General features: G+C 25.4%; 24 protein-coding genes, 1 riboswitch and 1 other annotated feature. Of the genes, 16 read left to right on the top strand and 8 right to left on the bottom strand.

The window, feature by feature from the left end:
* Positions 1 to 85: 85 nt before the first annotated feature.
* The 4 genes from IC173_RS20695 (at position 86) to IC173_RS06505 (ending at position 2,002) form a co-directional block, all read left to right on the top strand.
* Positions 86 to 220 carry a hypothetical protein gene (locus IC173_RS20695; RefSeq protein WP_255612865.1) on the top strand — a complete coding sequence of 45 codons (135 nt, stop codon included), beginning with the start codon at positions 86 to 88 and terminating at the stop codon, positions 218 to 220.
* A gap of 268 nt (positions 221 to 488) precedes the next feature.
* Positions 489 to 782, top strand: coding sequence for an autorepressor SdpR family transcription factor (locus tag IC173_RS06495; protein WP_227435096.1), 294 nt, complete (start codon positions 489 to 491; stop codon positions 780 to 782).
* A complete protein-coding gene (locus IC173_RS06500; RefSeq protein ID WP_227823968.1) occupies positions 763 to 1,404 on the top strand; it encodes an SdpI family protein in 642 nt (213 codons plus the stop codon). The genes IC173_RS06495 and IC173_RS06500 overlap by 20 nt, the downstream gene beginning before the upstream one ends.
* A 265-nt stretch (positions 1,405 to 1,669) precedes the next feature.
* Complete coding sequence (locus tag IC173_RS06505) at positions 1,670 to 2,002, top strand: carboxymuconolactone decarboxylase family protein (RefSeq protein WP_227435101.1); 333 nt, start codon at positions 1,670 to 1,672, stop codon at positions 2,000 to 2,002.
* Positions 2,003 to 2,423: 421 nt separating this feature from the next.
* On the opposite strand, the gene IC173_RS06510 is transcribed toward IC173_RS06505, so the two are convergent.
* Positions 2,424 to 3,404 (bottom strand): MerR family transcriptional regulator, encoded by a 981-nt coding sequence (locus IC173_RS06510; RefSeq protein ID WP_227855316.1) that lies wholly within the window; start codon positions 3,402 to 3,404, stop codon positions 2,424 to 2,426.
* A 647-nt stretch (positions 3,405 to 4,051) separates the two neighbouring features.
* On the opposite strand from IC173_RS06510, the gene IC173_RS06515 reads away from it, so the two are divergent.
* The 5 genes from IC173_RS06515 to IC173_RS06535 all read left to right on the top strand — a co-directional run bounded on the left by IC173_RS06515 (position 4,052) and on the right by IC173_RS06535 (position 7,188).
* Positions 4,052 to 4,216, top strand: a complete 165-nt coding sequence (locus IC173_RS06515; protein WP_227435106.1) for a hypothetical protein — start codon at positions 4,052 to 4,054, stop codon at positions 4,214 to 4,216.
* Positions 4,217 to 4,506: 290 nt separating this feature from the next.
* Positions 4,507 to 4,860, top strand: a complete 354-nt coding sequence (locus tag IC173_RS06520) for a winged helix-turn-helix domain-containing protein (protein ID WP_227855317.1) — start codon at positions 4,507 to 4,509, stop codon at positions 4,858 to 4,860.
* Between the two features lie 3 nt (positions 4,861 to 4,863).
* Complete coding sequence (locus IC173_RS06525) at positions 4,864 to 5,802, top strand: PLP-dependent aminotransferase family protein (RefSeq protein WP_227855318.1); 939 nt, start codon at positions 4,864 to 4,866, stop codon at positions 5,800 to 5,802.
* Positions 5,803 to 6,260: 458 nt separating this feature from the next.
* The gene (locus IC173_RS06530; protein WP_255613321.1) at positions 6,261 to 6,869 is read left to right on the top strand and encodes an AzlC family ABC transporter permease; all 609 of its coding nucleotides are present in this window, start codon (positions 6,261 to 6,263) and stop codon (positions 6,867 to 6,869) included.
* Entirely contained in the window at positions 6,862 to 7,188 is a 327-nt protein-coding gene (locus IC173_RS06535; protein WP_227435111.1) for an AzlD domain-containing protein, read from the top strand. The genes IC173_RS06530 and IC173_RS06535 overlap by 8 nt, the downstream gene beginning before the upstream one ends.
* Before the next feature lie 307 nt (positions 7,189 to 7,495).
* Here IC173_RS06535 and IC173_RS06540 read toward each other — a convergent pair whose 3' ends face one another.
* The 3 genes from IC173_RS06540 to IC173_RS06550 all read right to left on the bottom strand — a co-directional run bounded on the left by IC173_RS06540 (position 7,496) and on the right by IC173_RS06550 (position 11,711).
* The gene (locus IC173_RS06540) at positions 7,496 to 8,320 is read right to left on the bottom strand and encodes a tetratricopeptide repeat protein (RefSeq protein ID WP_227855320.1); all 825 of its coding nucleotides are present in this window, start codon (positions 8,318 to 8,320) and stop codon (positions 7,496 to 7,498) included.
* 279 nt (positions 8,321 to 8,599) lie between these two features.
* Complete coding sequence (locus tag IC173_RS06545; RefSeq protein ID WP_227482621.1) at positions 8,600 to 9,367, bottom strand: ABC transporter ATP-binding protein; 768 nt, start codon at positions 9,365 to 9,367, stop codon at positions 8,600 to 8,602.
* A 10-nt stretch (positions 9,368 to 9,377) separates the two neighbouring features.
* Positions 9,378 to 11,711 (bottom strand): FtsX-like permease family protein, encoded by a 2,334-nt coding sequence (locus tag IC173_RS06550; protein WP_227855321.1) that lies wholly within the window; start codon positions 11,709 to 11,711, stop codon positions 9,378 to 9,380.
* A 682-nt stretch (positions 11,712 to 12,393) separates the two neighbouring features.
* A riboswitch (cyclic di-GMP riboswitch) is annotated at positions 12,394 to 12,487 on the top strand.
* An 85-nt stretch (positions 12,488 to 12,572) separates the two neighbouring features.
* Here IC173_RS06550 and IC173_RS06555 point away from each other — a divergent pair.
* Positions 12,573 to 13,055, top strand: a complete 483-nt coding sequence (locus tag IC173_RS06555; RefSeq protein ID WP_227482623.1) for an SH3 domain-containing protein — start codon at positions 12,573 to 12,575, stop codon at positions 13,053 to 13,055.
* 249 nt (positions 13,056 to 13,304) lie between these two features.
* Here IC173_RS06555 and IC173_RS06560 read toward each other — a convergent pair whose 3' ends face one another.
* Positions 13,305 to 13,832, bottom strand: a complete 528-nt coding sequence (locus IC173_RS06560; RefSeq protein WP_227482624.1) for a PadR family transcriptional regulator — start codon at positions 13,830 to 13,832, stop codon at positions 13,305 to 13,307.
* Between the two features lie 376 nt (positions 13,833 to 14,208).
* Here IC173_RS06560 and IC173_RS06565 point away from each other — a divergent pair, with 376 nt between their 5' ends.
* From IC173_RS06565 to miaB, 4 genes are all read left to right on the top strand, one after another.
* Positions 14,209 to 14,703, top strand: coding sequence for an AAA family ATPase (locus IC173_RS06565; RefSeq protein WP_227482625.1), 495 nt, complete (start codon positions 14,209 to 14,211; stop codon positions 14,701 to 14,703).
* A 289-nt stretch (positions 14,704 to 14,992) separates the two neighbouring features.
* Positions 14,993 to 15,391, top strand: a complete 399-nt coding sequence (locus tag IC173_RS06570) for a hypothetical protein (protein WP_227482626.1) — start codon at positions 14,993 to 14,995, stop codon at positions 15,389 to 15,391.
* A 281-nt stretch (positions 15,392 to 15,672) separates the two neighbouring features.
* Positions 15,673 to 15,937 (top strand) — a binding site (T-box leader).
* Between the two features lie 150 nt (positions 15,938 to 16,087).
* The gene (locus IC173_RS06575; protein WP_227435120.1) at positions 16,088 to 16,639 is read left to right on the top strand and encodes a tryptophan transporter; all 552 of its coding nucleotides are present in this window, start codon (positions 16,088 to 16,090) and stop codon (positions 16,637 to 16,639) included.
* A gap of 358 nt (positions 16,640 to 16,997) precedes the next feature.
* Entirely contained in the window at positions 16,998 to 18,434 is a 1,437-nt protein-coding gene (gene miaB, locus IC173_RS06580; protein ID WP_227855322.1) for a tRNA (N6-isopentenyl adenosine(37)-C2)-methylthiotransferase MiaB, read from the top strand.
* A gap of 291 nt (positions 18,435 to 18,725) precedes the next feature.
* Here miaB and IC173_RS06585 read toward each other — a convergent pair whose 3' ends face one another.
* The 3 genes from IC173_RS06585 to IC173_RS06595 all read right to left on the bottom strand — a co-directional run bounded on the left by IC173_RS06585 (position 18,726) and on the right by IC173_RS06595 (position 21,116).
* Positions 18,726 to 19,064, bottom strand: a complete 339-nt coding sequence (locus tag IC173_RS06585) for a DUF3784 domain-containing protein (protein WP_227435122.1) — start codon at positions 19,062 to 19,064, stop codon at positions 18,726 to 18,728.
* Positions 19,065 to 19,384: 320 nt separating this feature from the next.
* Entirely contained in the window at positions 19,385 to 19,996 is a 612-nt protein-coding gene (locus tag IC173_RS06590) for an NUDIX hydrolase (RefSeq protein WP_227435123.1), read from the bottom strand.
* Positions 19,997 to 20,417: 421 nt separating this feature from the next.
* A complete protein-coding gene (locus IC173_RS06595; protein WP_227855323.1) occupies positions 20,418 to 21,116 on the bottom strand; it encodes an amino acid racemase in 699 nt (232 codons plus the stop codon).
* A gap of 580 nt (positions 21,117 to 21,696) precedes the next feature.
* Between IC173_RS06595 and IC173_RS06600 the strand changes: the two genes are divergently transcribed.
* Positions 21,697 to 22,704, top strand: a complete 1,008-nt coding sequence (locus IC173_RS06600) for a M56 family metallopeptidase (RefSeq protein WP_227834325.1) — start codon at positions 21,697 to 21,699, stop codon at positions 22,702 to 22,704.
* Between the two features lie 140 nt (positions 22,705 to 22,844).
* Positions 22,845 to 24,251: a metallophosphoesterase gene (locus tag IC173_RS06605; protein WP_227855324.1), complete on the top strand. Its 1,407-nt coding sequence runs from the start codon at positions 22,845 to 22,847 to the stop codon at positions 24,249 to 24,251.
* Positions 24,252 to 24,407: the final 156 nt, after the last annotated feature.

Below are 24,407 nucleotides of genomic sequence, written 5' to 3' on the forward strand. Positions count from 1 at the left end.
ATTATAATAGAAAAGTTATATAGTATAAAAATATAACTTTAATCTATGTATATGAAATATATAATAATTTGTAGGAGGAATATATATGAACATATCAAGAAGAGCTATGAAAATAATTGAACTGGCACAGAGAATTGCTAATAAAAGAGGTGTAACAGTACAAGAAGCTTGGAATGATGCCATAAGAGAATACAGAGAAAAGTATGAATATGTTGCATAAATAGTGCGCATTATATTTTAAATATAAGAAAGTTTATAAAATAAAAGGACTTAGAGTTTTATTTCTAAGTCCTTTATTTTTTTGAAAGTAAAGTATTTAAATAAAACAGTCTATGATTGAGATTGTTTTATTTAAAGCTAGTTTTAGAAATTTATATAATTATTCATTTCAATAACTATTTAGAAAAAAATCTAAATAGTTATTGAAATGAATAATTAATTATGCTATATTGTATTTAGATGAAATTCTAAATAGAGAGGTGATATTGTTGGGTTTTCCAGAAACGTTTAAAGCTCTTTCTGACCCTGTAAGAAGAGAAATCTTACTTATGCTAAAGAATAACAAGATGTCAGCAGGAGAAATTAGTGAAAAATTTAATATGACAAATGCCACAATCTCTTATCATCTATCTCAATTAAAAAAGGCAGGGCTCATATTTGAAACCAAGTATAAAAACTTCATTTTCTATGAAATAAATACTTCAGTTTTTGAGGAAGTTATGCTTTGGTTTTCACAATTTATGGAGAAGGGAGAAAAAGATAATGAAAAAAATGATAAATAAACAATTTGTTTTATCAACTTTAGTATGTTTTATACCATTTATTGTATCAGTTTATTTTTATAATAGATTGCCAGATCAGGTTGCAATTCATTTTGACAATTATGGAAATCCAGATAATTATGCTCCAAAAGTTATAGCGGCTTTTGGTGTACCATTATTAATGCTATGTATTCATTTATATACATGGTTTAGAATTGAAAATGAACCAAAGAAAATAGGATTTTCAAAAATACTTCAAGGTTTTTCAAAATGGGGAGTTGCTATACTTTCAGTTATTTTGCAAGTAATGATGACTGTGTATTCAATAGGAATTACTTTAGAGACAAATTTTTATATAGGATTATTTTCAGGAATATTGATTTTCTTTATTGGAAACTATATTCCTAAATGTAAACAAAACTATACATTAGGAATAAAATTACCATGGACTCTTAATGATGAAGAAAATTGGAATAAAACACATCATTTAGCTGGATGGATTTGGATTATTGGTGGAATATTGTTAATTATTAATGCATTTATTAATATTCCTTTTTATAATACTTTTGTAATAATTATGATTGTAGTGATACCATTTATTTATTCTTATTTTATATATAAAAGTTCAGCTAAAAATAACTAGGATAGTTATATATTTTTATAAAGCTTAGCTAAATCTTATATATTTCAGAGCTAAAACAGACAATTAAAAACTTATTAAGATATTTATCTTAGCTCTGAAATTAATTAACATTAAAAGTAAGAAGTCATCAGTAACTATATATTCTAAGGTTATTTACCAATCAGGATATGCATTATAAATTGAAAATTCATATTTAATATTGAAAATATAAGTATGATGTTATATCATACTCTATAAAAATTATTTATGAACACAGGAGGTAGACATGAATCTTGAAGAAATGAAAGAATATAGAAAATTATATAATAATAAACTAAGTGAAACAGATGAATTTTTTAGAGCCTTTGGAAGTCTTGATGATAAGACTTATTCTGAGGGAGCTATAAGTAAAAAAAATAAAGAGTTGATGGGATTAGCAATTTCTATTTTAAGTCGTTGTGATGAATGCATTTGCTATCATATAGAGGGGTGTGTAAACTCTGAAGCAAGTAAGGCTGAAATTATAGAAGCAATAAAAATAGGTGTAATTGGTGGTGGCTCTATTACATATCCAAATGCAAGATTTGCAATAAAAATCTTAGAAGAACTTAATATATAATTATAGATTTGTTTTTGTAATTAATATTTAATATCTAAGATATATTCTAAGACAGTTTTTTTAATACTGATATAATAAAACCTATTAGAAAATCAAGTATATCAGAGGATGTATGAGATAAGATTGACGATTAAAAAAAGGAAGTGGTTCTTGGTACTTCATTTATCTTTTTCAACTTTAAGACTTTAGATAAATTTTATTAGATTTAAATATATTGATTGCTTAAAGTTATAATAAAAAATAGATAAACTATATAGTTTATCTATTTTTTATTATAATTTTGTTTAATTGTCAATAGTTAGAATGTTAAATAGAAAGATATATTTCTTCTTTTCAAAAATAATCTTCCTCTATCATAATTGCTATCTCACAGTCATATAATCTTTTTGACAAACTAGTATTATTATGCTGATATTTTTTCTTATTTTTCCTTAATAGGTATTAGTAAATCAAGTTGTATATCTTTTACCTCAAGGTCTGTCTTTTCTATATGGCTAAAATAGTTTAAATGTTCTTCTAAAAGACCACACATATGTTCTTGGTCTTGTAAATCACCTGCAAATTCATATTTCTCACTGTTATTCACCCATTCAAGAAGTGCATCCCATTCAGCAAAATTGCCAAAAGCAATCATATGTACACCATATAACCCTCCTGCAAATTGCTTTCTTTTAAGTGGTGCCGAAATCTCCATATTATCTGGAATTGTCACCCATGCCTCATAACCATGATAGCCTGTTTCATCTATTGGATTAGGATGATTGAAACCATAACGTCTTAAATCTGGTTTAATTTTATTCAAATTGTTTTTACGCACGAATTCATCAAGCATTGTATTTGCATGAAGTTCTGGGTCATCACCAATATAATGAGCGGAAGCAATAGTAGTTGGTGGTAGGTATACTATACGTATATCATTGATTTTTGATAGTCTTTCATCTGCTTTATTTAACTTATTCATACCTTGCTCCTCCTTAAAACTAATACTAACAATATTGAGTGATTCAATAGCTGATAACAATGTGTCATTTTCAGAAATAATATTTTTGAATGGTAGTTCTGTAACTTTAATTAATTCTTTGATAAAACAAAAGAGAATATCCTTGATTGTTGAAAGAGCAGTAATTTCCTTGTCCAATTCATTTATATTTTGACGAAAGATGTTAATAGTAGTAACTGCATTTTTATTTTCTAGAATTGTTTGAATTTGACGTAAAGGAATTCGCAATTTACGCAAAAGCATAATCTGCTCAATTCTAGAAATTGCTTCATCATCATAAACTCTGTAAGCATAACCTTCACGACGAAAACTTTTAATTAATCCAATTTGTTCATAATAGCGTAGCATTCTAGTGGATATCCCCATATTTTTAGATACTTGGCTTATAGTGATTGTCTTCATTATACTTCCTCCTTACAGTTTCAGTATAAACTACGACACGGTGTCAAAGTCAATAATTAGGCATTATAATTATTTATAACCTTAATTTAATCAGTTTAAATATCTCCTATTACACTTAGTTCTTTGTGAAATTAAATAAGTCTATATAGTAACATAAAAGTTTTTGAGATATTATATATCAAAGGCATACAGGCTATTTATTTCGAGCTGTGTAATCATCTGCCATTATACTAGATACTGTATTTTACAGGAAAATCAAATATTTGATATGTTTTTTTAGAAAAATTCTACTAATAGCATATAAGTTTGAAACTTTTCTGTTATTAAATATTTTACCTTTTATTTACTTTTAGAAATAAAATAGTTAAGGAATCTTACTTATATATTAAATCTGCTACACAATAAATGATTTTTGTTATTTTTACTGTAAAACTTTTGGAAAGAGAAGTACTGATTTTATTACAGAGTTTTTTACAAATTAAATTGCATATTTTTATTTATAGGGTAGAATAAACTAGTTTTGTTAAGTATTTTGAAGGTAAAATAAAGTCAAAAAAATAAAGGAACTAATTTGTCTAACGTTTATTGGTGAAAAATAAACATATAGAAGTTATAATAAATATATAAAAATGTATGAGAGGTGTTGTATGTTTGGCAAACAAAAGGAAAGTGTTAGATTTCTAGAGTTTAATGATGTAGCAGAGAAGTTTGGAGAGAAAAAAGCTGTTGCAATTTTTGATGCAATAGCTGGAAAAAAATCTAAAGAACATATTATCAAAGACATAGAGAAATTAGTCAAAAACGAAGTGTAGATATTTATAAGGTATATTGAGCTTGAGGGTAGCTCTTTATACCTTCTTTTTTATTGTATAAAAATAATTAAATATTCTAGTATTCATTTAATTATGATTGCATTACTTTTATGTTGACAAGAAAGCGCTTTAAATATATGGTGTATATATTAAAATAAATTTAAATGTAATTATGAAATACAGCTATTGATTCATTTGTTTAGGTTAGGGATTTGTATAATCACTTTCCTAATGAATTTATTGTTCTAAATAAACAAAATAGTCAAATTAGTAATGTGAGGTGAAACTTTATGCCAATTAATTCTTTTGAAAATTATCCTATGAATTGGAAACCAAAACGGCCATTAAGAGGACAAATATTATATAAAGCTATTGCAGAACAATTAGAACAAGATATTGATAATGGAACTTTGTTGCCTGGTACCAAATTGCCACCACAACGTGAATTGGCAGACTTCCTAGATGTAAATGTAAGTACTATTTCTAGAGACTTTAAAATTTGTGAAAAGAAAGGATTAATAAGTGGGGTGACAGGAAGTGGAACTTTTGTAGCTTATGATATACGGTCAAATTTATTTTTGATGTCAAGTAATAAAATTACATTCATTGAAATGGGTACAATGAATCCTGATTTTGCATTATAAGAAATGAGTACTTTATTTAAACAAATAACTAAAGAATTGGATTTTAAAACTATATTTCAATATGGACAGAGAGATGGCGCTGATTGGCAAAAAGAAGCTATAGCTAAATTGATTTCCCAAACTGGATTTAAAACCTCAGCTGATAGCTTACTTCCTGCAAGTGGAGGACAAAATGCAATTGTAGCCATTTTGGCAGGGCTATTTCAACATGGAGATAGAATAGGTGTAGACCCATTAACTTACCCTGGAATAAAGACAGCAGCCAAAATGCTTGGAATACAATTAATTCCAATTAAACAAGAAAATGGGGAGATTAGTGAAGAAGGTTTATTATATGCATGCAAGAATGAAAATATCAAGGGAATATATATAATACCAGATTATCAAAATCCCACTACACATATAATGTCAGAGGATGGACGAAAAATGATTGCACATATTGCATCCAAATATAACCTAATTGTTATTGAGGATGCTATTCATGGTTTACTTAATGAAATACATTTGAATCCAGTTGCTAATTATATACCTAATCAGACAATTTATATTACAAGTTTATCAAAAATTCTTGCACCTAGCTTACGTCTTGCATACATTGCTACACCTAAAAAGTATAGAGAAGCCTTATCAAGTGCTTTGTATAATATTAATCTCTCTCAATCATATTTTTTAACAGAAATAGCTTATCGTATGATTGCATCAGGAGAAGCAGATAAATTAATTGAGGCACGCCGTAAGTCTGCTAGAAAGAGAAATGAGATTGTCAATCAATATTTATCTGAGTATAATATTTTAGGAAATAATGAATGTATATTTAGATGGTTAATACTACCTGATGATATAATGGCTGAAAAACTTGAGTTACAAGCACTCAAAGAAGGTGTACAGGTTTATGCATCTGAGCGCTTTGCAGTTGGAAAAGAAAACCTATTTCTGCAATAAGAATAGCTGTATGTGCTACAGAAAATATAGAAGAACTTAAATCTGGTTTAAGTGTATTAAAACGATTACTAAAAGAAAAAAGATAATTGTATTGCACACAATATTTTAATTGTGTGTAATTTTTTTTGCTGTTACAATGAAAATATGATAGATAATTGATTTATAAGAATTGACATATATTATTGCCTCACAACAAAAAGTAATTATAAATTAATAGTATTTCAAAATTAATTTATTTTTATTTATATAGTAAAGCTTATATAGTTAATTCAAATCTATGTTTAAGTATAATTGCAATTATATGATTAATCTATTTTATATTTTAATAATACTCAGTGTATTAAAGGTTAAAAGGAGTGATTTATCATGGAAAGAACTCAGCAACTAAGAGAAAGTTTTATTGCTTCTATACCCATATTTTGGGCTATATACCAATAGGAATAGTAGGAGGAATACTATTGCAGAAATCTGGTCTTTCACCTTTCCAAATAGCATTAATGGTAACTTTGGTATTTGGAGGAAGTTCTCAATTTATTGCAGCTTCAATGATTTCAGCTGGTGCAAGTGTAACGTCTATTGTATTAACCACATTTATTGTTAATTTGAGACATTTTTTAATGAGTTCCAATTTAAATATGTATATAAAAAATAAAAGTCCAAAGTTTATATTGCCATTTTGCCATACCATAACTGATGAAACTTTTGCAGTTAATTATGAAAAATTTACTACTGGAAATTGGACTGATAAAAATGCAATCTATCTCAATTTTTTTTGCCTAGTTTCATCAGTCTTAGCTAACTTTATTGGGGCATTTTTAGGAGAAACAATATCTATAGATAGTTCTATTTCTGGATTTATACTGACCTCTATGTTTATAGCATTAATAGTTTCTCAAATAAAAAACAAGATTTATGTTTTAGTATTTATATCGTCAATTATTATTTCAATTATTTTATATGTATTGTTTAAGAGTAATTTAGTAATTATAGTTGCATCAATTTTAGCCTCTTTAATTGGGTTCTTTGCAGAAAAGGTACATTCGAAAAAGGAGGAATCTTATGAATAATAGTAATTATATATTTTTTATTATAATAGGAATGTACATTGTTACATACCTTCCAAGAGTTCTTCCAATGTTAATTTTTTCGAAAAAGGATATGCCTGAGTCTTTGAAAAAAATAATGAAATTTATACCTGTAGCAATCCTTACTTCTTTAACAGCGAAAGATGTATTTTTTAATGGAGATAATTTATATTTGTCTGTAGTAAATCCTAAAATTATATCTTTTCTAATTGTGCTTCTTGTTGCATATAAATTTAAATCTATTGGAATTTCTATTGTTACAGGTGTTATATCTATATATTTATTTGGATTTATTATGTAATATTTAACTACTGTCATATACAAATTTAAAAATTATAAATATTTATAAATACATATTGCTTTAGATTTTATTATCTAACATAATTATATATTTTTAGTATTATCTTGTTATGTATTTTAAATTTAATTGATTAATGTTTTACGTACAAATATAAAGAACTTATTGTTTATATATTAACTTTCATATAGTAATAAGTTCTTTTTTATAATTTAAGTTTGTAATTGACTTATAAATATTTTGATTCAATAGGGAATATTATTAAATACATAATAAATAAAAATGAATTTATTTTGTATAAATTAAATAGTTACTCTAAATCATTTTTTATTGTATCTAAGTTATATTTTGCATCAGCATTATTTTGATTAATATCTAATGACTTATTTAAAAATTTTTTTGCCTCATCATATTTTTTATTACACATTAATATAACTCCCTTTAAATTGTATGCATCACTTGCTTTCTTTTTGTAGTCAGAACTTTTTTTATCTAAATATTTTAAGCAGTTATTAATTGGGAGTAGAGCATTATCATAGTCATCTAAATACATATAGTTAGATGCCTCTATATAGTAAAGATCTGAATTGCTAGAATCAGCATCAGTTGCTTTTTTTAGCAATATAGCAATTTCCTTAAAAGATTTTTCTGAAAAATTTTCTAGTTTTAGATATACAAAATCAAGGTATCTAGAACTAAGGTTACTTTTAAAATTTTCATGCCATAATAACTTATATCGATTGTTTTCAACTACAAAATATCTATCAACTTTTAAAGCTTTCTTTTTTCTAGAAAACATATCTTTTATATCATAAGTTTCTTCTAGTTTAATAAGATTCTTATATTCTTTTCTATCATATTTCTTCTTTTCTATATTTTCTTCTTTTCCTAATTTATAGCCGATTACTTTTTTAGTTTCTATTAATACATCCTGATACTCTTTAAACCTTTCAAGGCTAACTTTTTTCTTGGTGTCTTTGCTTAGTAAATCATATGCTGTTTCATAATCTCCAGAATTTACTCTATCAGTGTACTTTTTTGCTACTTCACTAGCACTTTCTCTTGGAGAACATCCTGTTAGTAATATTGCAATTAATACTATTAATATTAAGGGTACTCTTTTAATAATGTTCATAATATAATCCTCTATAATTAAATATTTATTAATTTTATTTTATCATCAAATATTAGATAAGTCATCAGCTTTAATATATATGTGAAGTAGATAGTTTAATAAAATGTTGCATATCTTAATTTAGATATATGAAAAATTTCTTATAAACAATTATTGCTTTAAGAAGTTGTACTTATATTACTTTATAGATTTCCTAATAATAGATTTACTTATTTCTTTACTTATAACTATTTTGATTTTATAATACTAGTAATATCTGTTTTATTTATGCTAATATTTCTAAAAACCTAATTCTAATAACCAGTTTGTAAGTTTATTTTCTCTTTCCTTTAAATTGTTATTATATTCATTAAACTTTCCTAATATAATTTCTCCAATGATTACACCATCAGACATAAATACTACTCGTTCTGTTTTTGCTGCAACTTTGGCATCATGAGTTACAAGCATAATGGTTGTACCAGAGTTGTTGATATCTAAAAGAATGTCCATCACTTCATTTGTTACTTTAGAATTAAGTGCACCTGTTGGTTCATCTCCAAATAAGATTTCTGGAGTATTAATTAATGCACGACATATAGCTGCTCTTTGAAGTTGACCACCAGAAACCTGAGTAATATCTTTATCTTTGATTTCTGAAATATTTGTTTTCTCCATAAGTGTTTTTGCTCGTTCATTAATTATTTGGCGGCTTTCTTCCTTTCTCAAATAGGCGGAAAGGACTATATTGTCAAAAATATTTAAATTTTTTAGTAAATTGCTTTGTTGAAAGATAAATCCCATTTTTTCTAATCGTATCTTCGATAATTCTTCCTCAGACATACTAGAAATCATTTCTCCGCAGAATGTAATATTTCCAGATGTGAGTTTATCCATACCACTTAAGTTATAAAGTAGAGTTGTTTTTCCTGAGCCAGAAGCTCCCATAACAGATACAAACTCTCCATGTTGAATGGTTAAATCAATTCCTTTTAAAACTTGATGTATATTCTCTTTGCTGATGACATATTCTTTACTAATTTTTCGAGCTTCTATAATATTATTCATAATATACCTCTTATTCTATGATAGACATAATTTTTATTTTTTTGATTGTCATACTAATTGCTGTAATAGTAACAGATACAGTTATAATTAAAGTTATTGGACAAACTATATATACAATTAGTGGATTTGTTATAAATTGTAAATTGGATATACCAGAAAGAAGTAGCCCTGCTATTTTCTGACCAATTGTATTTGATGCAATAATTCCTAAAATAATTCCAATTGTAAGCACTAATAATGCTCTTACAATATATTGAGTTCGTATATTTTTAGTAGAAAATCCTAAATTAAGCATAATTGCAATTTGTGATGTATCTTTAGCAATCAGCATTTTGAAAAACATTGCTGTAATAAATCCAGAAATCGAAACAGATAGAATAATAGCTAACTTTATAACAAGTCTTAGTTGGCTAATAACAGAGCCTAATGTCTGACTTACATAATCATCCATATTTGTAACTTTTGCAGGATAACAATCCATTCTATACTGATCTAATTTATCTGTTAAATTAACTCCAGGTTTCATATTTAAATTTATGATATACCATAAAATTGTATCTTTTTTGTAAGGTAGCATCGCTTTTGCAGTCTTACCACCATATGTAACATCTTGATAAATGCCACTAACAGTGAGAATTAGTTCATTATCTTCTTCTGAAAAAATGGATAAATTATCTCCAACACTTTTCCCTAGTTCATCAGCATTTATAACAGATAGAGCAATCTCATTTTCATTTGTTGGTGCAGAACCATTTACATATTCAAGTGGAAAAGTTGAAAAATCTCCATTTTCTATTTTCATGTTTTCTATCGCTCCATCCTGGTTCACTACCTTATAAGAACTCGTTATAAAGGAAGCATATTTTTCAACATCATCATCACTTTCAATCACCTTCAATATAGAATTAAGATGGTTTTGAGTTTCATTTGTCTGTTGCAAATCAATGCGAATATCGCTTTGACCAGCTCCCATATAAGTAATAAATTCTGGAGACTGAATAGTATTTAGAAAATTAAGTGGTATAATCATGAGGAAGGTGCAGACAGCATAAACAAAGCAGAGTAAGCTATAAATGGTAAATCTTCCAGTTACTTCATTTAATCCTAAAAAGAGATTAACATTTGTTATTTTGCTTTTGTACAGTTTTATATTATATCTGTTTTGTTTAGTGGTCATTGAAGTACCTGTTTTTAATGCTTCTACTGCTGATATTTTATTAAATCTTTTGAGTATTAGATTACAAAAGAATATAACTGCTATAAATACAATAACTGCACCAATTAATGGGATAAAGACACTAAAAGTATTTTTTTCTACTGTACCCATATAAAGATTGATATTCTCTGTAAAAAAAGTTCCAATAAATAATGAGGTTATATAACCAAAAAAACTTGCTAAAGATGCAATCAATAGATATTTTGCAAGATACAACTTTCGGATATTAACACTTTGGATACCAATTGCTTTCATAACACCAATTTCACGATAATCTTCTTCAATAGTTGTAATTAGTGTAAATCGTAAGCATAAAGTAGAAATTATAATAAGTAGAATACTAATTAATATAATAATTGCAACTAAAATTCCATCAGATAATGCATTTAGTACTTGATAAAGAGAATAAGTTATTGATGTTCCTGTTTGTGGAAGATTAGTTGATTGATATAACGTTTCAAATTCACTAATTTTATTTATATCATTTAATAGAAATTCAATAAGGTACTCACTTTCACCTAAGTTAGCATGTAAAGTATTCCAATCATCATTACTGATTAAGAAACGCTTTGAAGTAACAAGGGAAGGGTTCATTTGTACATCACGCACAAAGTCTTTTATTGTAAATTCCATGAAGAAATCACCATTGGCTATTTGTATCTTATCTCCAATATTTAAATTATTTTGTTTCATGTAATAGACAGGAACCCCTATTTCTCCATTTTCTACTTTTAATATAGCATTATTCATGTCTAACAAAAAATCGAACTTACTATTTTGCCTCACAAAACTATTTTCTAAAACACTGTCAGATTGGCTTTTTTTCTCATTTCCTAGAAAAATATTTCTTCCATTGATATTTAGAAGTTCAACCGTTTGTTGTTCTTTTACAGACGGAGTTGAAGATGTAAATTCATTGATTAATTTTTGGTTTAATTCTCCAGAATACATTTGAACATAGTGAGGTGCATGAGATTGTCTAAACAAGGAAGACATAGAACTAGTAAGTTCTATAATGATATTTGTAGCACTAGATACCAACATAGCTGTCAGGAAAATAAATATGAATAATGTGGCTGTTACTACTTTATTTCTTGCTAAATCTTTTTGTAATATTCTTTTTAACATATTTCATCCTCGTTTCTTAAAAATTTTAAAAAATTAAAAATAGCATAAGTATAGCAATGTAAATAACTAAAGTAAGTGAACTGAGTTGAATATAAAAAAACTCAAGAAAGTGTATCATAAGTGATTTTTTTATTAATGTTATATATTGATAAGAGATAACAATAGTTACCACTATTTTCATTAAAATTTTTATTAGTTAGTATTTATGTACTTTCATAATCATACAAATATATGTAGATTTTATACTTATATCTATTCTGTAGACTGACCGTCGGTTTATATTAATAAAACAGTGATATACCTTTTTTGTCAAGTAAGCTTTAAAAAATTATGATACCTAAATAGTGTTCAATAATCAAAAAAGAGATATAAGGTATAAGAACCTGTATGAATACACACAAACTTTTTTGTTAATATATATTTATAAAAGTTCCTGTATTAAAGATATAAGAAATTATGAATTTGTCTTTATATCTTCATATTCTTAATATAGAAAAAAGTTTGTTATAAAAAATTATATGTTAGGTAAATTACTATTTTATAGATGATTCATAGAGAATAATACTTTATTTAGTAATATAAAGATATTTTTTATTTATTATTAATTAAAAATTGAATTTATATTTAATTAATATAAAATTTGAGGGAATATTATTTTGTAAATATTTAATTTGTGTTATTATTCAGATATAGGCAATATTAGATAAATCTAATGACGCAAAGCTATAGGGACTAAAATCTTTATATAATAAAGGTCATGTCAGCCAGTTGCCAAAAAGATAATAATTCTTTTTGTTAAATTTAATTTTTAAGAGTTAGGTATTTTTAATAACTTAAAATTTGGCAAGAGGAGGATTTTAAATGATATCTGAATTAATGTTAAAAAACTTTGATGAATCTAACATCAATTTTAAGACTAAGATTAAATTGAATTTAAGAGAGAAACCAGATATAAACAGTATGAAATTAAAAAGCATACCAGAAGGAAAAATGGTTAAGTTAAATTGTGTAGATGGAAAATGGGCAGAAGTTGAAAGTAATTATGACAAAGGTTGGTTACTATATAAATATTTAGAGAAATTGAGCAATGCTAAAAGTAATAATATTCTAGAAAACAGAAAAAGAAATTACATAGGAAATATAAAAACTAATGGTTTAAATCTAGAATTAAGAAATGACAGAACAACAGATTCAAAAATAATAACTACAATTCCTGATGGTTTTAAAGTTGAAGTCTGTTATAGTGTTGGAAAATGGACAAGAATCAATATTCACAAAAATGGGAAAAGATATTCTGGATATGTATATAGTCAGTATGTAGAAGAATATTCGACTTTGACATAATCATATATAATAAACTTTATAAAAAAGAATCCTAATAAATGCAAGATGTCATTCATAAGGGTATATGAAAATATATTGAGAAAAAAGTTTTATACAATAGTTAAAGGTAATAACTAAAAATGAATATAATATAGATAGGCACTTCATATGAGGTGCCCTTTCTATATCTATGAAAGAAGAGTAAATAAAATAAATACAAAACAGTAAACTATGAATTATATGTGGAAAGCCATTATCTACAGTTTTTGCTTAACCCTTACAAACAGTTAATAATTTTTTTGTTCCAGAAATTTCTGCTAATACTATATCTATCATACGTTTTACATTAGCAACATGAAATTCACTAACTTCTTTTTCCCAATCATCATCTTTTTGATTAATCCCTGTTAGATATTGATTTAAAACTTCTAATCGTTTTTCTAAAAGCTTCTTTCTTTCTTCTTTTCCTAGGCATTCAATAAAGAATGCTGTAATAGAAAAAATATTAGTGTCATAATCGAATTTTAAAATAGAACTTCTCAAAGTATCGTGAAATTCTATACTTCCTTTTTCTGTGATTGTGTAAACCGTTTTGTCTGGCATATTACCATCCTTTTTAACAGTACCTAAAATCAATCCTCTTTTTTCTAAAGTCTTAATTGTAGTATATACGGTTGAGTCTGCGATATTAAACCAGTACTTTACATTCATGTATTCTAGCACTTTTATAATTTCATAGGCATTAAGAGGCTTTTCATTTATTAGACCTAAAAGCATTGTTGCTGGTTTTGATAACATTATAATTCACTCTCCTTTGTAATATTTATTATTACATAATTATATATATATTAGTTTTATATTAAACTACTACTATTATCTAGCAGTATTATTGTATCATGGAATTTTAATGAAAGAAAGTATGAATATAGATTATGTTACAAATTAATAAATGTATAAAGTTTAAATTAATTATTTCAAAAATTTAAGTAATAAAAACTGATTTATAAGTTTAATTTTCTACTTAATCCATTTAGGAAGGAATATAAGAGACCTAAAGATAACAAAGCAATTGTATATGGTATGAATAATATGATAGATGTTAAAGTATGATTTTTATATGTTGATGTGATAAAATATGACTAACAAATAAATTGAACTTTGAAAGGAAAAATGAATGAAAAATATTTATATTATTGGTGGGACAATGGGAGTAGGCAAAACAACAGTATGCCAATCTCTAAAATTAATCTTGAAAAATAGTGTTTTTCTTGATGGTGATTGGTGTTGGGATATGCATCCATTTCAAATTACTGTTGAAACGAAAAAAATGGTTCTTTCAAATATTTGTTCATTGTTGAATAACTTTATAAAGTGTAGTACTTTTGAAAATATTATTTTTTGTTGGGTAATGCATGAACAAAGTATTATTGATACTATTATATCTTGCCTAGATATATCTGATTGTAGAGTAATAAATATTTCCTTAATTTGTGATGAAACTGTATTGAGAAAAAGGTTGAAGACCGATGTAGAGGAAGGTTTGCGTTTTACTGATGTAATAGAAAGAAGTGTTAACTATTTACCCATGTATGAAATATTAGCAACAACGAAAATTAATGTTTCTAATAAATCTGTCAAAGAGATTGTTGAAGAGATATCTAAATTGTAAAATTTTAGTTTTTAATTTAAAGTTAATGACATTATAGTATTGTTGAACATTCCACTGTTGATTGATAAATATAAAAAAGGAATGCATTGCTTAATTCTATTTGTGTAATTCCTATTGTTCCAGTTAGATTAAGAATAAGGACGAAAAAATATAGTCAAATTTTAATATTCTTCTGATATTATAAAAAATATCTAATATAAAAAAATTAGAAATTTGAAAAAATTTGTAGTTTTTGAGTGAGTATATATTATAATAAAATAGATATAAATTTTTTATGAGGGGAAAGTAAATGAAAAAAAAGAAAAAATTGATTAGGATAATTATATGTTTTTTGCTAGTAATCAGTATTGTAAATCCGCTACAAGTAGAAGCTGAAATTATTAACGATTTTAGTACATCTGTTTACTCAACACAAACGAACTATACATCTACTAATGCTAAGTTTAAGACTATTAAATCTAGAAAAAGACATAGAGGTAGTAGGTCAAATAAAAGTAAAATAAAACTAAAAAAACGAAGTACAAGTAATAAAAGGTATAGAAATGGAATTATAAATAGACATAGTAACAGAAGTATAAAAAAACACAGTATAATATCAAAGTTGATATTGTTAGTAATAGTGATATTTATCATTATAGCTATAGTAATAGTAATATTAATTAAAAGAAATAAGAAAAGATTTTATTAGAATATAAAAATAGAATTATTAAAGCCTTATTAAGACTAATTCAAAAATTACATAAAATAGCTAGATAAATAATAAGAAAATAAATTAAATTATTGAAAATAAAATTTAAAAAGTTTGAATTAGGTATAAAATTTTAAGAAAGAAATTAGTATTGATTTTTATTAGTATTATTTTAAAAAAATAGTTTTAAAAGAAGTATATTTAAAAAGCTATAAAAATATATTGACATTTTTTAGAAAAAGTAATATGATTATTTCAATGGCAAAACAATATATAATAAATTAAATCCTATGACAAGGAAGAGTAGTTAAATTTAGGTTCAATATAGAGAGCCAAGGATGGTGGAATCTTGGTAAGAAAAAATTTGATGAATGGGCCTTAGAGGAGTAAATTGAAATCATATTTTTGAGAGTAGACTTTATCGTTAGTCGTACGTTATAGCGAATAGGGTATGTAAGTACCTGATAATGAGATATATAAAAATTGAGTTTTATATTAAGTTTTTATATAATTTAGGTGGCAACGCGGATAATCTCCGTCCTATTAATTTAGGACGGAGTTTTTTATTTTACGAAAAATTCGATATGTAGAAGGTGGTGAAATAGATGTTATGAATTTCTAAAGCTAAAGATGATGATTTAGAAAACTGGCAAAAAAATAAATTGAAAATTAAAAAAATTAGGAGGAAATACAAAAATGAAAACAAATACAAAAAAACTAACTTTAAATGCAATACTTTTAGCAATGGGATTATTAATACATCAAATTACACCTGCTATAGGATTACCAATGAAACCAGATGTACCACTAGCAATGCTGTTTGTGATATTAGTTTTAAATAGAGATGACTATAAAACTTGCTTAATAGCAGGAATAGTGACAGGTATATTTACAGCACTTACATCAAGCTTCCCAGGAGGTCAAGTTCCTAATATAATAGATAAAACTCTTACAGCAAATATAGTATTTTTATTAATATATGTTAGCTATAAAATGCCTTTTATAAAAAACTTATCTAAAAAAACACAGGATACTATAGTAGTTGCAATTATAATGCCAATAGGAACACTTGTAAGTGGAACAATATTTTTGTTAGCTGCTCAAGCTATAGTTGGTCTTCCAGGAGCTTCTTTTACAGCGTTATTCTTAACAGTAGTATTACCAGCTGTTTTAATAAATTTAGTTGCAGGAATATTTTTATTCAAGATTGTTAATTTATCAATAAGAAGGGTTAGTTACCAAAGTTAAAATTTGATTAGATATATGGCTTATAATATTTAATTTGAGATATACTTGATATAATAAAAAGTTTATTTTATAAAGATATTATGATTATTTTATTTTCTTAAATAAGATTAATTTAATGTACTTGTATAGTATAAACTTAGTAAATTATTAGATATCAATAGAAATATATTTTGTAGAATTGTAAATGGATTGATTTAAAATCTATTTTTATATAAAAGTAAAGTATAATATAATAAAGGACAGCGACTTGGCTGTCTTTTATTATAGTTAAAACTTTAATAATACCTTTAAAAGATTTTTCTTATTTGATATAATTAAGGTTATGTGTAATAAAAGAAATTAACTAGGAGGAATAGAAGTGAGCAAAAGAAAACAAGTAACAATACCAATAGAGAAAATACAAGAACAAGATAAATATATAGAACAAATACACAGACAAAATGAAGAATACTTCAACAGAACAGGAAAGAGAAAACTCGTGTTTACTCAAACCTTTGGGTGCCAGATGAATGAACATGATTCAGAAAAACTTTGTTCAATGTTAGAAGAAATGGGATACCAAATGTCAATGATAGTTGAAGAAAGTGACCTAATAATATATAATACATGTGCAGTAAGAGAAAATGCAGAACTAAAGGTGTATGGAAATTTAGGTCAGTTAAAGCATCTAAAAGGAAAAAATCCAAACATGAAAATAGCTGTGTGTGGATGTATGATGCAACAACCACATGTTGTAGAAGAACTAAGAAAAAAATACAAACATGTAGACCTTGTATTTGGAACACATAATCTATATAAATTTCCACAATTACTTACAGAATCAATAAATTCTGACAAAATGTTAGTAGATGTATGGGATGTAGATGGAGAAGTAATAGAAGGCCTTAGAAGTAATAGAAAATTTGAATTAAAAGCATTTGTAAATATAATGTATGGATGCAATAATTTCTGTACATATTGTATAGTTCCATATACAAGAGGAAGAGAAAGAAGTAGAACACCTGAAGATATAATTAATGAGATAAAAGAGCTTGTTTCAAATGGAACAAAAGAAATAACTTTGCTTGGACAAAATGTAGATTCGTATGGCAAAACACTTGAAAATCCAGTTGCATTCTCAGAACTTTTAAGAAAAGTTAATGATATAGAAGGAATTGAAAGAGTTAGATTTATGACATCTCATCCTAAAGACATATCTGATGAGGTGGTATATGCAATTAGAGATTGTGATAAGGTGTGTGAATTTTTACATTTACCAATACAATGTGGAAGTAGTAGTCTTCTGAAAAAAATGAATAGACATTATACAAAGGAATATTATCTAGACATAATAGAGAAAGCTAAAAAAGAAGTGCCAGATATTGCTTTTTCAACGGACTTAATGATAGGTTTTCCAGGAGAAACAGAAGAAGATTTAGAAGATACTCTAGATGTGGTTGAAAAAGTTAGATATGATTCAGCATTTACATTTATTTATTCTAAAAGACAGGGAACTCCTGCTGCTAAAATGGAAAATCAAATACCAGAAGAAATAAAACATGAAAGATTTAATAGAGTATTAGAAGCAGTAAATAGAATCTCAGCAGAGATAAATAATGAATATAAAAATAGAGTAGTTGAAGTTTTGGTCGAAGGAAGAAGCAAAAATAATGAAAATAAATTTGCTGGTAGAACTAGACAAAATAAACTTGTAAATTTTGAAGGTGGAAGTGATGATTTAATTGGAAAATTAGTTATGGTTAAAATTACTGAACCTAGAACATTTTCATTGAATGGTGTACTAGTAAATGATTAGAACTGTATAAAATAATAAAATTATGTAAACTGATTGGAATAGATGTACTATAAAACAAAATATATTAAATTTTTTAATTTTAAGAACATATCATATATATTATGATAATTTCAGTTTCTATTATAAATAAAAATAAATTTGATATAGGATGTAAATTAATTGTACATCTATTTTTTATTCTATTTTATCAAAGCTTACTTAACTATATTTAGTGTTTATTATATACTAAAATATCTAATAGACAAAAAAAGCAGTCAATCTTTCACAATTAACTGCTTAACTTACCAATTTTTATTTTTTACATTTCTTATTAGAGTAATAGATATTGAAAAACACGCTAGCAAGTATAACTATTATAAATATTACAGCAAACGGAAGCATTTTTTTTTCATCCATTTGTCCACTCTCTATTCTATATCCCAAAAATGACATGATAAATAACATTATAGATACGATAAAAGTAACAATGCTAGAACTTCTACATAGTTTTTTTACATCATATCGAGCTTTTTCTTTATCACTCATAGTATTATAACCTGCTAATAGCATACTTGCTTTTCCATTAAATAACAATATACTTAAAATGAAAGAGGCAATTGCAATTATAACTGTGAATCCTACTGCAAACATTATAAGCACCTCCAGATACTCTGATTTATCAGTTTACTTAATTATTAATATTTTACCATAAACATACATTAAAATCATTTATTTCATATATTAATCTTATTAGATATATTATCATATTATAATTTATTTATAATGTGATGTTAATACATAGTGCTTAGCTTGAAATTGTATTAAAAATTGTGTAACAATAATTGAACAATAATCAAGCATAAAAAATATTATAAAACATAATTTACTATCTTTTTTAGAATTATAGCATTTTAAAGTTAGAAAATTTTAAAAACTTCTTATATAAAAATTTGAATATTTGATTACAAGTATTATTCTGATAAGAAGTTTAAAAAATTTTCTAATATTTTTGCTGTTATTCCCCAAATTACATAATCTTTATATTTATAAAATAGAACAGGGTAACTTCCACTTTCAAATTTATAATCTTTTTGATTTGGAATTGAACCATATGGAAGATTTTCATCAGGAAAAACTTTGACTGTATTATTATAGGTATTTGGAGGATTTTCTAAAAGATATTTTATAGGTACCAAAAAAGTATGGTCAACTTCATCTTTATTTATATTTAAATTATTAATGTTTTTTATATATCCTAAGTAGGGATGTATTATAAATTTTACAGGAGTTATAAGTAAGTCAAGACTTGCTATAACTTCTATATTGTCATTAAAAGTTCCAAGTTCCTCACATGTTTCTCTAATAACGGCTTCATAAGGAGTTTCGTTAGACTCTATTTTTCCACCTGGAAAAGAAATTTCATTGGGTTGATGCTTTAAATTTTTTGAGCGAACTTCAAATAATATATGATGTATGTTATTTATTTCTACTATTGGAATTAATACAGATGCTCTTTTCATATTTTCATAACCGTTTATATATGGTTTGTAATCTTTAAATTTATTTTTAATATTGTTTATCATTTTTTCCTCCTAAAATAATATTATTAAAAAAATGTAGAATTAAATTTTGACAATAACAATATATACGTAATTATATTTATCTAATTCAAGATATAGTAATATCTATATTATTATATAATAAATCAATAAATATATATTAACAAGTATTAACAAATACTAAAGTATTTAAGTTTAGTAATATTTAAACTAAAGTATTATAAAATAATTTTGTGACCTTTAATTGAAAAATATATTTCTATTTTAACTGACATTCATTTTTTTATTTTTACAATCTCATTAAGGTGAATTTTATTTTAGAATCATCATCAAAAATAAAAAAGTGAGTATTTATAAAAAAGTAAAGTGGTAAGATAATCTTACTGCTTTACTTTTTTATGAATAATTTATCTAAAATATTTATAAATTAAAAATAGAGTAAATTCTATTTTTCTAACTCTAAATATTTCTTAATAACTGACTCTGCTAAACATTTTGACGAATCAATAATGTTAATTGATGGTTGTATCTTTTCCAAGACAACATTTAAATCAGTGCAAGCAATCACTATATTTTCAATAGATTCAAATTTTATACTTTCTAGAAGTTCATTCCAAATATTGATATTTTGTGGATTATTCTTATCTGTTTTTATGTTTTGTATAAGAGCATTTATCTTTTTTTGCCATTCTTCTTTAAATATAAATTCATGACCAGCTTTTGTTATACCTTTTTGATAAATTGTAGATTCAAATGTTGAACTTGTTGAAAGTAGAGTTACTTTTTGTGGCATAGCAGGTAAATATTTAATAGTTTCTTCTACAATATTTAATAATGGAATACCTATTGATTCTTTCAATTCTTCAAAATATATATGAGCTGAATTGCACGGCATCGCAATAAAGTTTGTTCCAATTGATTCAAGTTTTTTTAGACCCTTAATGATAGTTTTTTTCATAAGTTCATGATTTATTGCGCGGTCAATATAAAATGGAGTAGGTAAGGAATATATCATAATTTCAGGAAACTCTTCATCGTATCTCGCTCCATACTGAGACTGACATTTATCAATAATTAAATCAACAAATGGCGCTGTTGACCTTGGGCCCATCCCAGCCAAAATTCCAATTAATTTTTTATTCATTTAAATAATCTCCTTAGATTCTGTATAGTTTATTTTGTATAGGTTTTATCCGCCAAAAATGAAGAAATCATATGTTTCTTTAATTCTAATATTTGGGTGTCTTTCTGTCAAATGTAGAATAAATCTTTGTAACAATCCTTATAGTCTTTTATACTATTTTTGTATCATTTAACAATTGTAGCGTAATTATGAAAAATATTTGAGTATTCTTTATTTATATAATAGCTCTTGTGGTATTATGTCATGCTCTATGTTACAATCAAAATTATATAAAAGAAGTATTTAAATTTTTATAAAAAAAGATTCGGATGGAATAAAATTAAAACCAACTATGCTTATTGATAATAGAGGATGACTCGATTATGTCTTAAAAGAGATAAAAGAAAAGCTATACCTAAAAGTCATTATCCTATTTAATTAAATTTAAGTATGTCAACTGTCAAAAGATATTGGAATTTTTAACTGGTGTCATGAAGGAATTCTTTGTATTAAGAAAGACATAGTCCTGTTGCTATTTTTATATTGGTGCTTGTTTTTTAAATATTCCACAATTCACTCTAGAATAAGGGGGTGAAAATTTATGATTTCAATTTTAAACGATTTTTTTAGAACCGTTTTAGTAAGTAGTTTATTTATAGTTCTCTTATTAGTTTTTAGAATGACTATTTTTAAAACTTTCAGTAGAAAATTTAACTATTATATATGGTTTATTGTCATTATAAAACTATTATTACCATTTACATATTATACTTTTGCATTTAATGAATTGAAATATCAACACAATATTAATAAGGTAAATTTAGAAGGTTTTAACAATATTTCTACTTTGTGTACTATTATTTTAGTGTCTATTTGGATTACTGTTACGATATTTTATTTGATTTCTACTTTATGGAAATATATTAAGCTTAAAAATCTGATAGAGGATTTGTCCTATGATGTTGATGATGAAGACATAAACAATCTTTATGATAGTTTATTAAAAGAGCTTAATATAAATAAAAATGTAAAGATTAAATATTCTCATGAAGTTGAAACTCCGTCATTTTTTAATTCCTGTGTTCTTTTACCACCATATGATTATAAATTAAAAGAACTTGAATGGATATTTAGACATGAACTTATGCATTTTAAGAGTAAAGACATTTATATTAAATATTTAGTATTATTCTTAAAAATAGTATATTGGTTTAATCCTTTTATGTACATTATGGATAAAGTTATAGATTTAGATTGTGAACTTTATTGTGATGAAAGAGTTTTAAAAAATCGTAGTATAGAAGATAAAAAAGAGTATGCTTTGACTATTATAGGTGCAATGAAAAAAGATTTAAATTCTTCAAATAAATTTGTAGCTGGACTGCATAAGAAATCAGATATAAAAAAAAGAGTATCTAATATGTTTAATGAAAAAAATAGAACAGGAAATTTAATGGCATTAATTTTATGTTTATTATCATTGATTACATATTTTAAAATAGATGTAATTGATTCTAAATCATTAATTTATTCATTACCAAAACAATTAACTATTGAAAATAAGAATTCTAATTTTAAATACTTAGGACAGGTTAATACAGATGAGTAATGTAAATTTTAAATAATACATTTAGAGATTTATTGTGAATAAATTAGCTTATTAATTACGCTAATATATATTTTGGTGTAAATTAGTTTGTTAGTTCAACTGTTATACTTTATGTATATTAAGTTTTATAGGGGGATAAAATGAATTTTAAAAGTAAAGCCAAAGTATTAAGTTTATGTTTAATATCAATTCCAATGATATTGACAGGTTGCACTAATTCTAAAAATGATAAAATCACTGAAATCAATATATTAGCAACTACAGACTTACATGGAGAAGTTACCTATAATGTAGCTGAAAAAATAAACGAAGAAAGAAAAAAAGACTCTAATATAACATTAGTAGATGCAGGAGATTTTTATGATTCGGATGGTTTAGGAGCAATGGAGCAATATCTTAGTGAGGCTCGAGATGCTTACGAAAAAGATGAAGTAATTAAAAAAGAAGTACCTATAGTTAGACAAATGAGTGAAGTTAAATATGATGCAGTAGTGCTTGGTAATCATGAGTTTGTTTCTAGCTCTAAAAAAAATTTAGATAAAATGATAAATGAATTTAATAGTGAAAATATAGAAGTTTTATCTGCGAATACATATAATAGTAACAGTTCAAGTTATGTTAAACCTTACACAATAAATACAATTGAAACAAAATATGGTGAAGTTAAGCTTGGTATACTTGGTCTTACAATCAAAGAAGTCGGAGAAGGATGGGATTTTGATGAAAACGAAAATAAAATTAAGGCTAAGTCCAGAGATTTAAAAGATATGGCTACATACCAGGATTTATATATGAATGATATGATAGATGATGCTAAAAAATGGGTGAAGGAAATAAAAGAAAAAGAAAATCCAGATATACTATTAGCCGTAGTACATAGTGGAGAAAAACCTAAAAAGCCTAAAAATCCAGGTAATAGAATACAAGAACTAGCTAAAGAAGTTGATGGAATTGATGCGATAGTAGCAGGGCATACTCATAAGGAAATTGAACAACATGATTATACAAATAATAAAGGTGAAAATGTGATAGTTACACAACCAGGCAGTCATAACTCTTGTATATCAAAAATAACATTTGAATTAGAAAAAGGTAATAATACTTGGAAAGTACAAGATAAATATTCAAAGTTAACTAAGATAGAAGAAGATAAAAGCTTAGAAAATTTTGGTGATTTGATAACAAATTTATCTGAGCTAAATGATAAAAAGAGCGAAGTGAATTTGTCGTCATTAAGTAAATTCAAATGGGACAGAGCTTATTTATTTAGCAATGATATTAGTGTTGAAAAGATGTACAATATAGTTGGTTATAAATGGAAAAATCTTGCAGATATAGAAAATGATAATAGAATTAAGATGGTATTTATGAATGGTAAAAAGGTTTCCTCATATGCTTGTTTTAAGGGAAAAGACTTTGGGATAGGTTTAAAAGTAGATAAATCTAAATATCAAGATGGTGTACTAGAGATACTACCTAAAAAGAATGACAAATTTGAAGTAAAGAAAAATAGTGAAGGATATGACATTCAATTAGTATATAAATAACAATCAGTAGTTAAATTTAGTTTTATGGACTGTTGTTACATATTTAGAACAAAAGAAAAGCCCTTAGAATCCAAATAAATACGTTCTAAGGGCTTTTTACTAGATATTTTTAAATAAGTTAAATAAATTTTTAGAAACTAGTTCAAGTTTCTCTTT

Source organism: Clostridioides sp. ES-S-0048-02 (assembly GCF_020658495.1).
Lineage (GTDB): Bacteria > Bacillota > Clostridia > Peptostreptococcales > Peptostreptococcaceae > Clostridioides.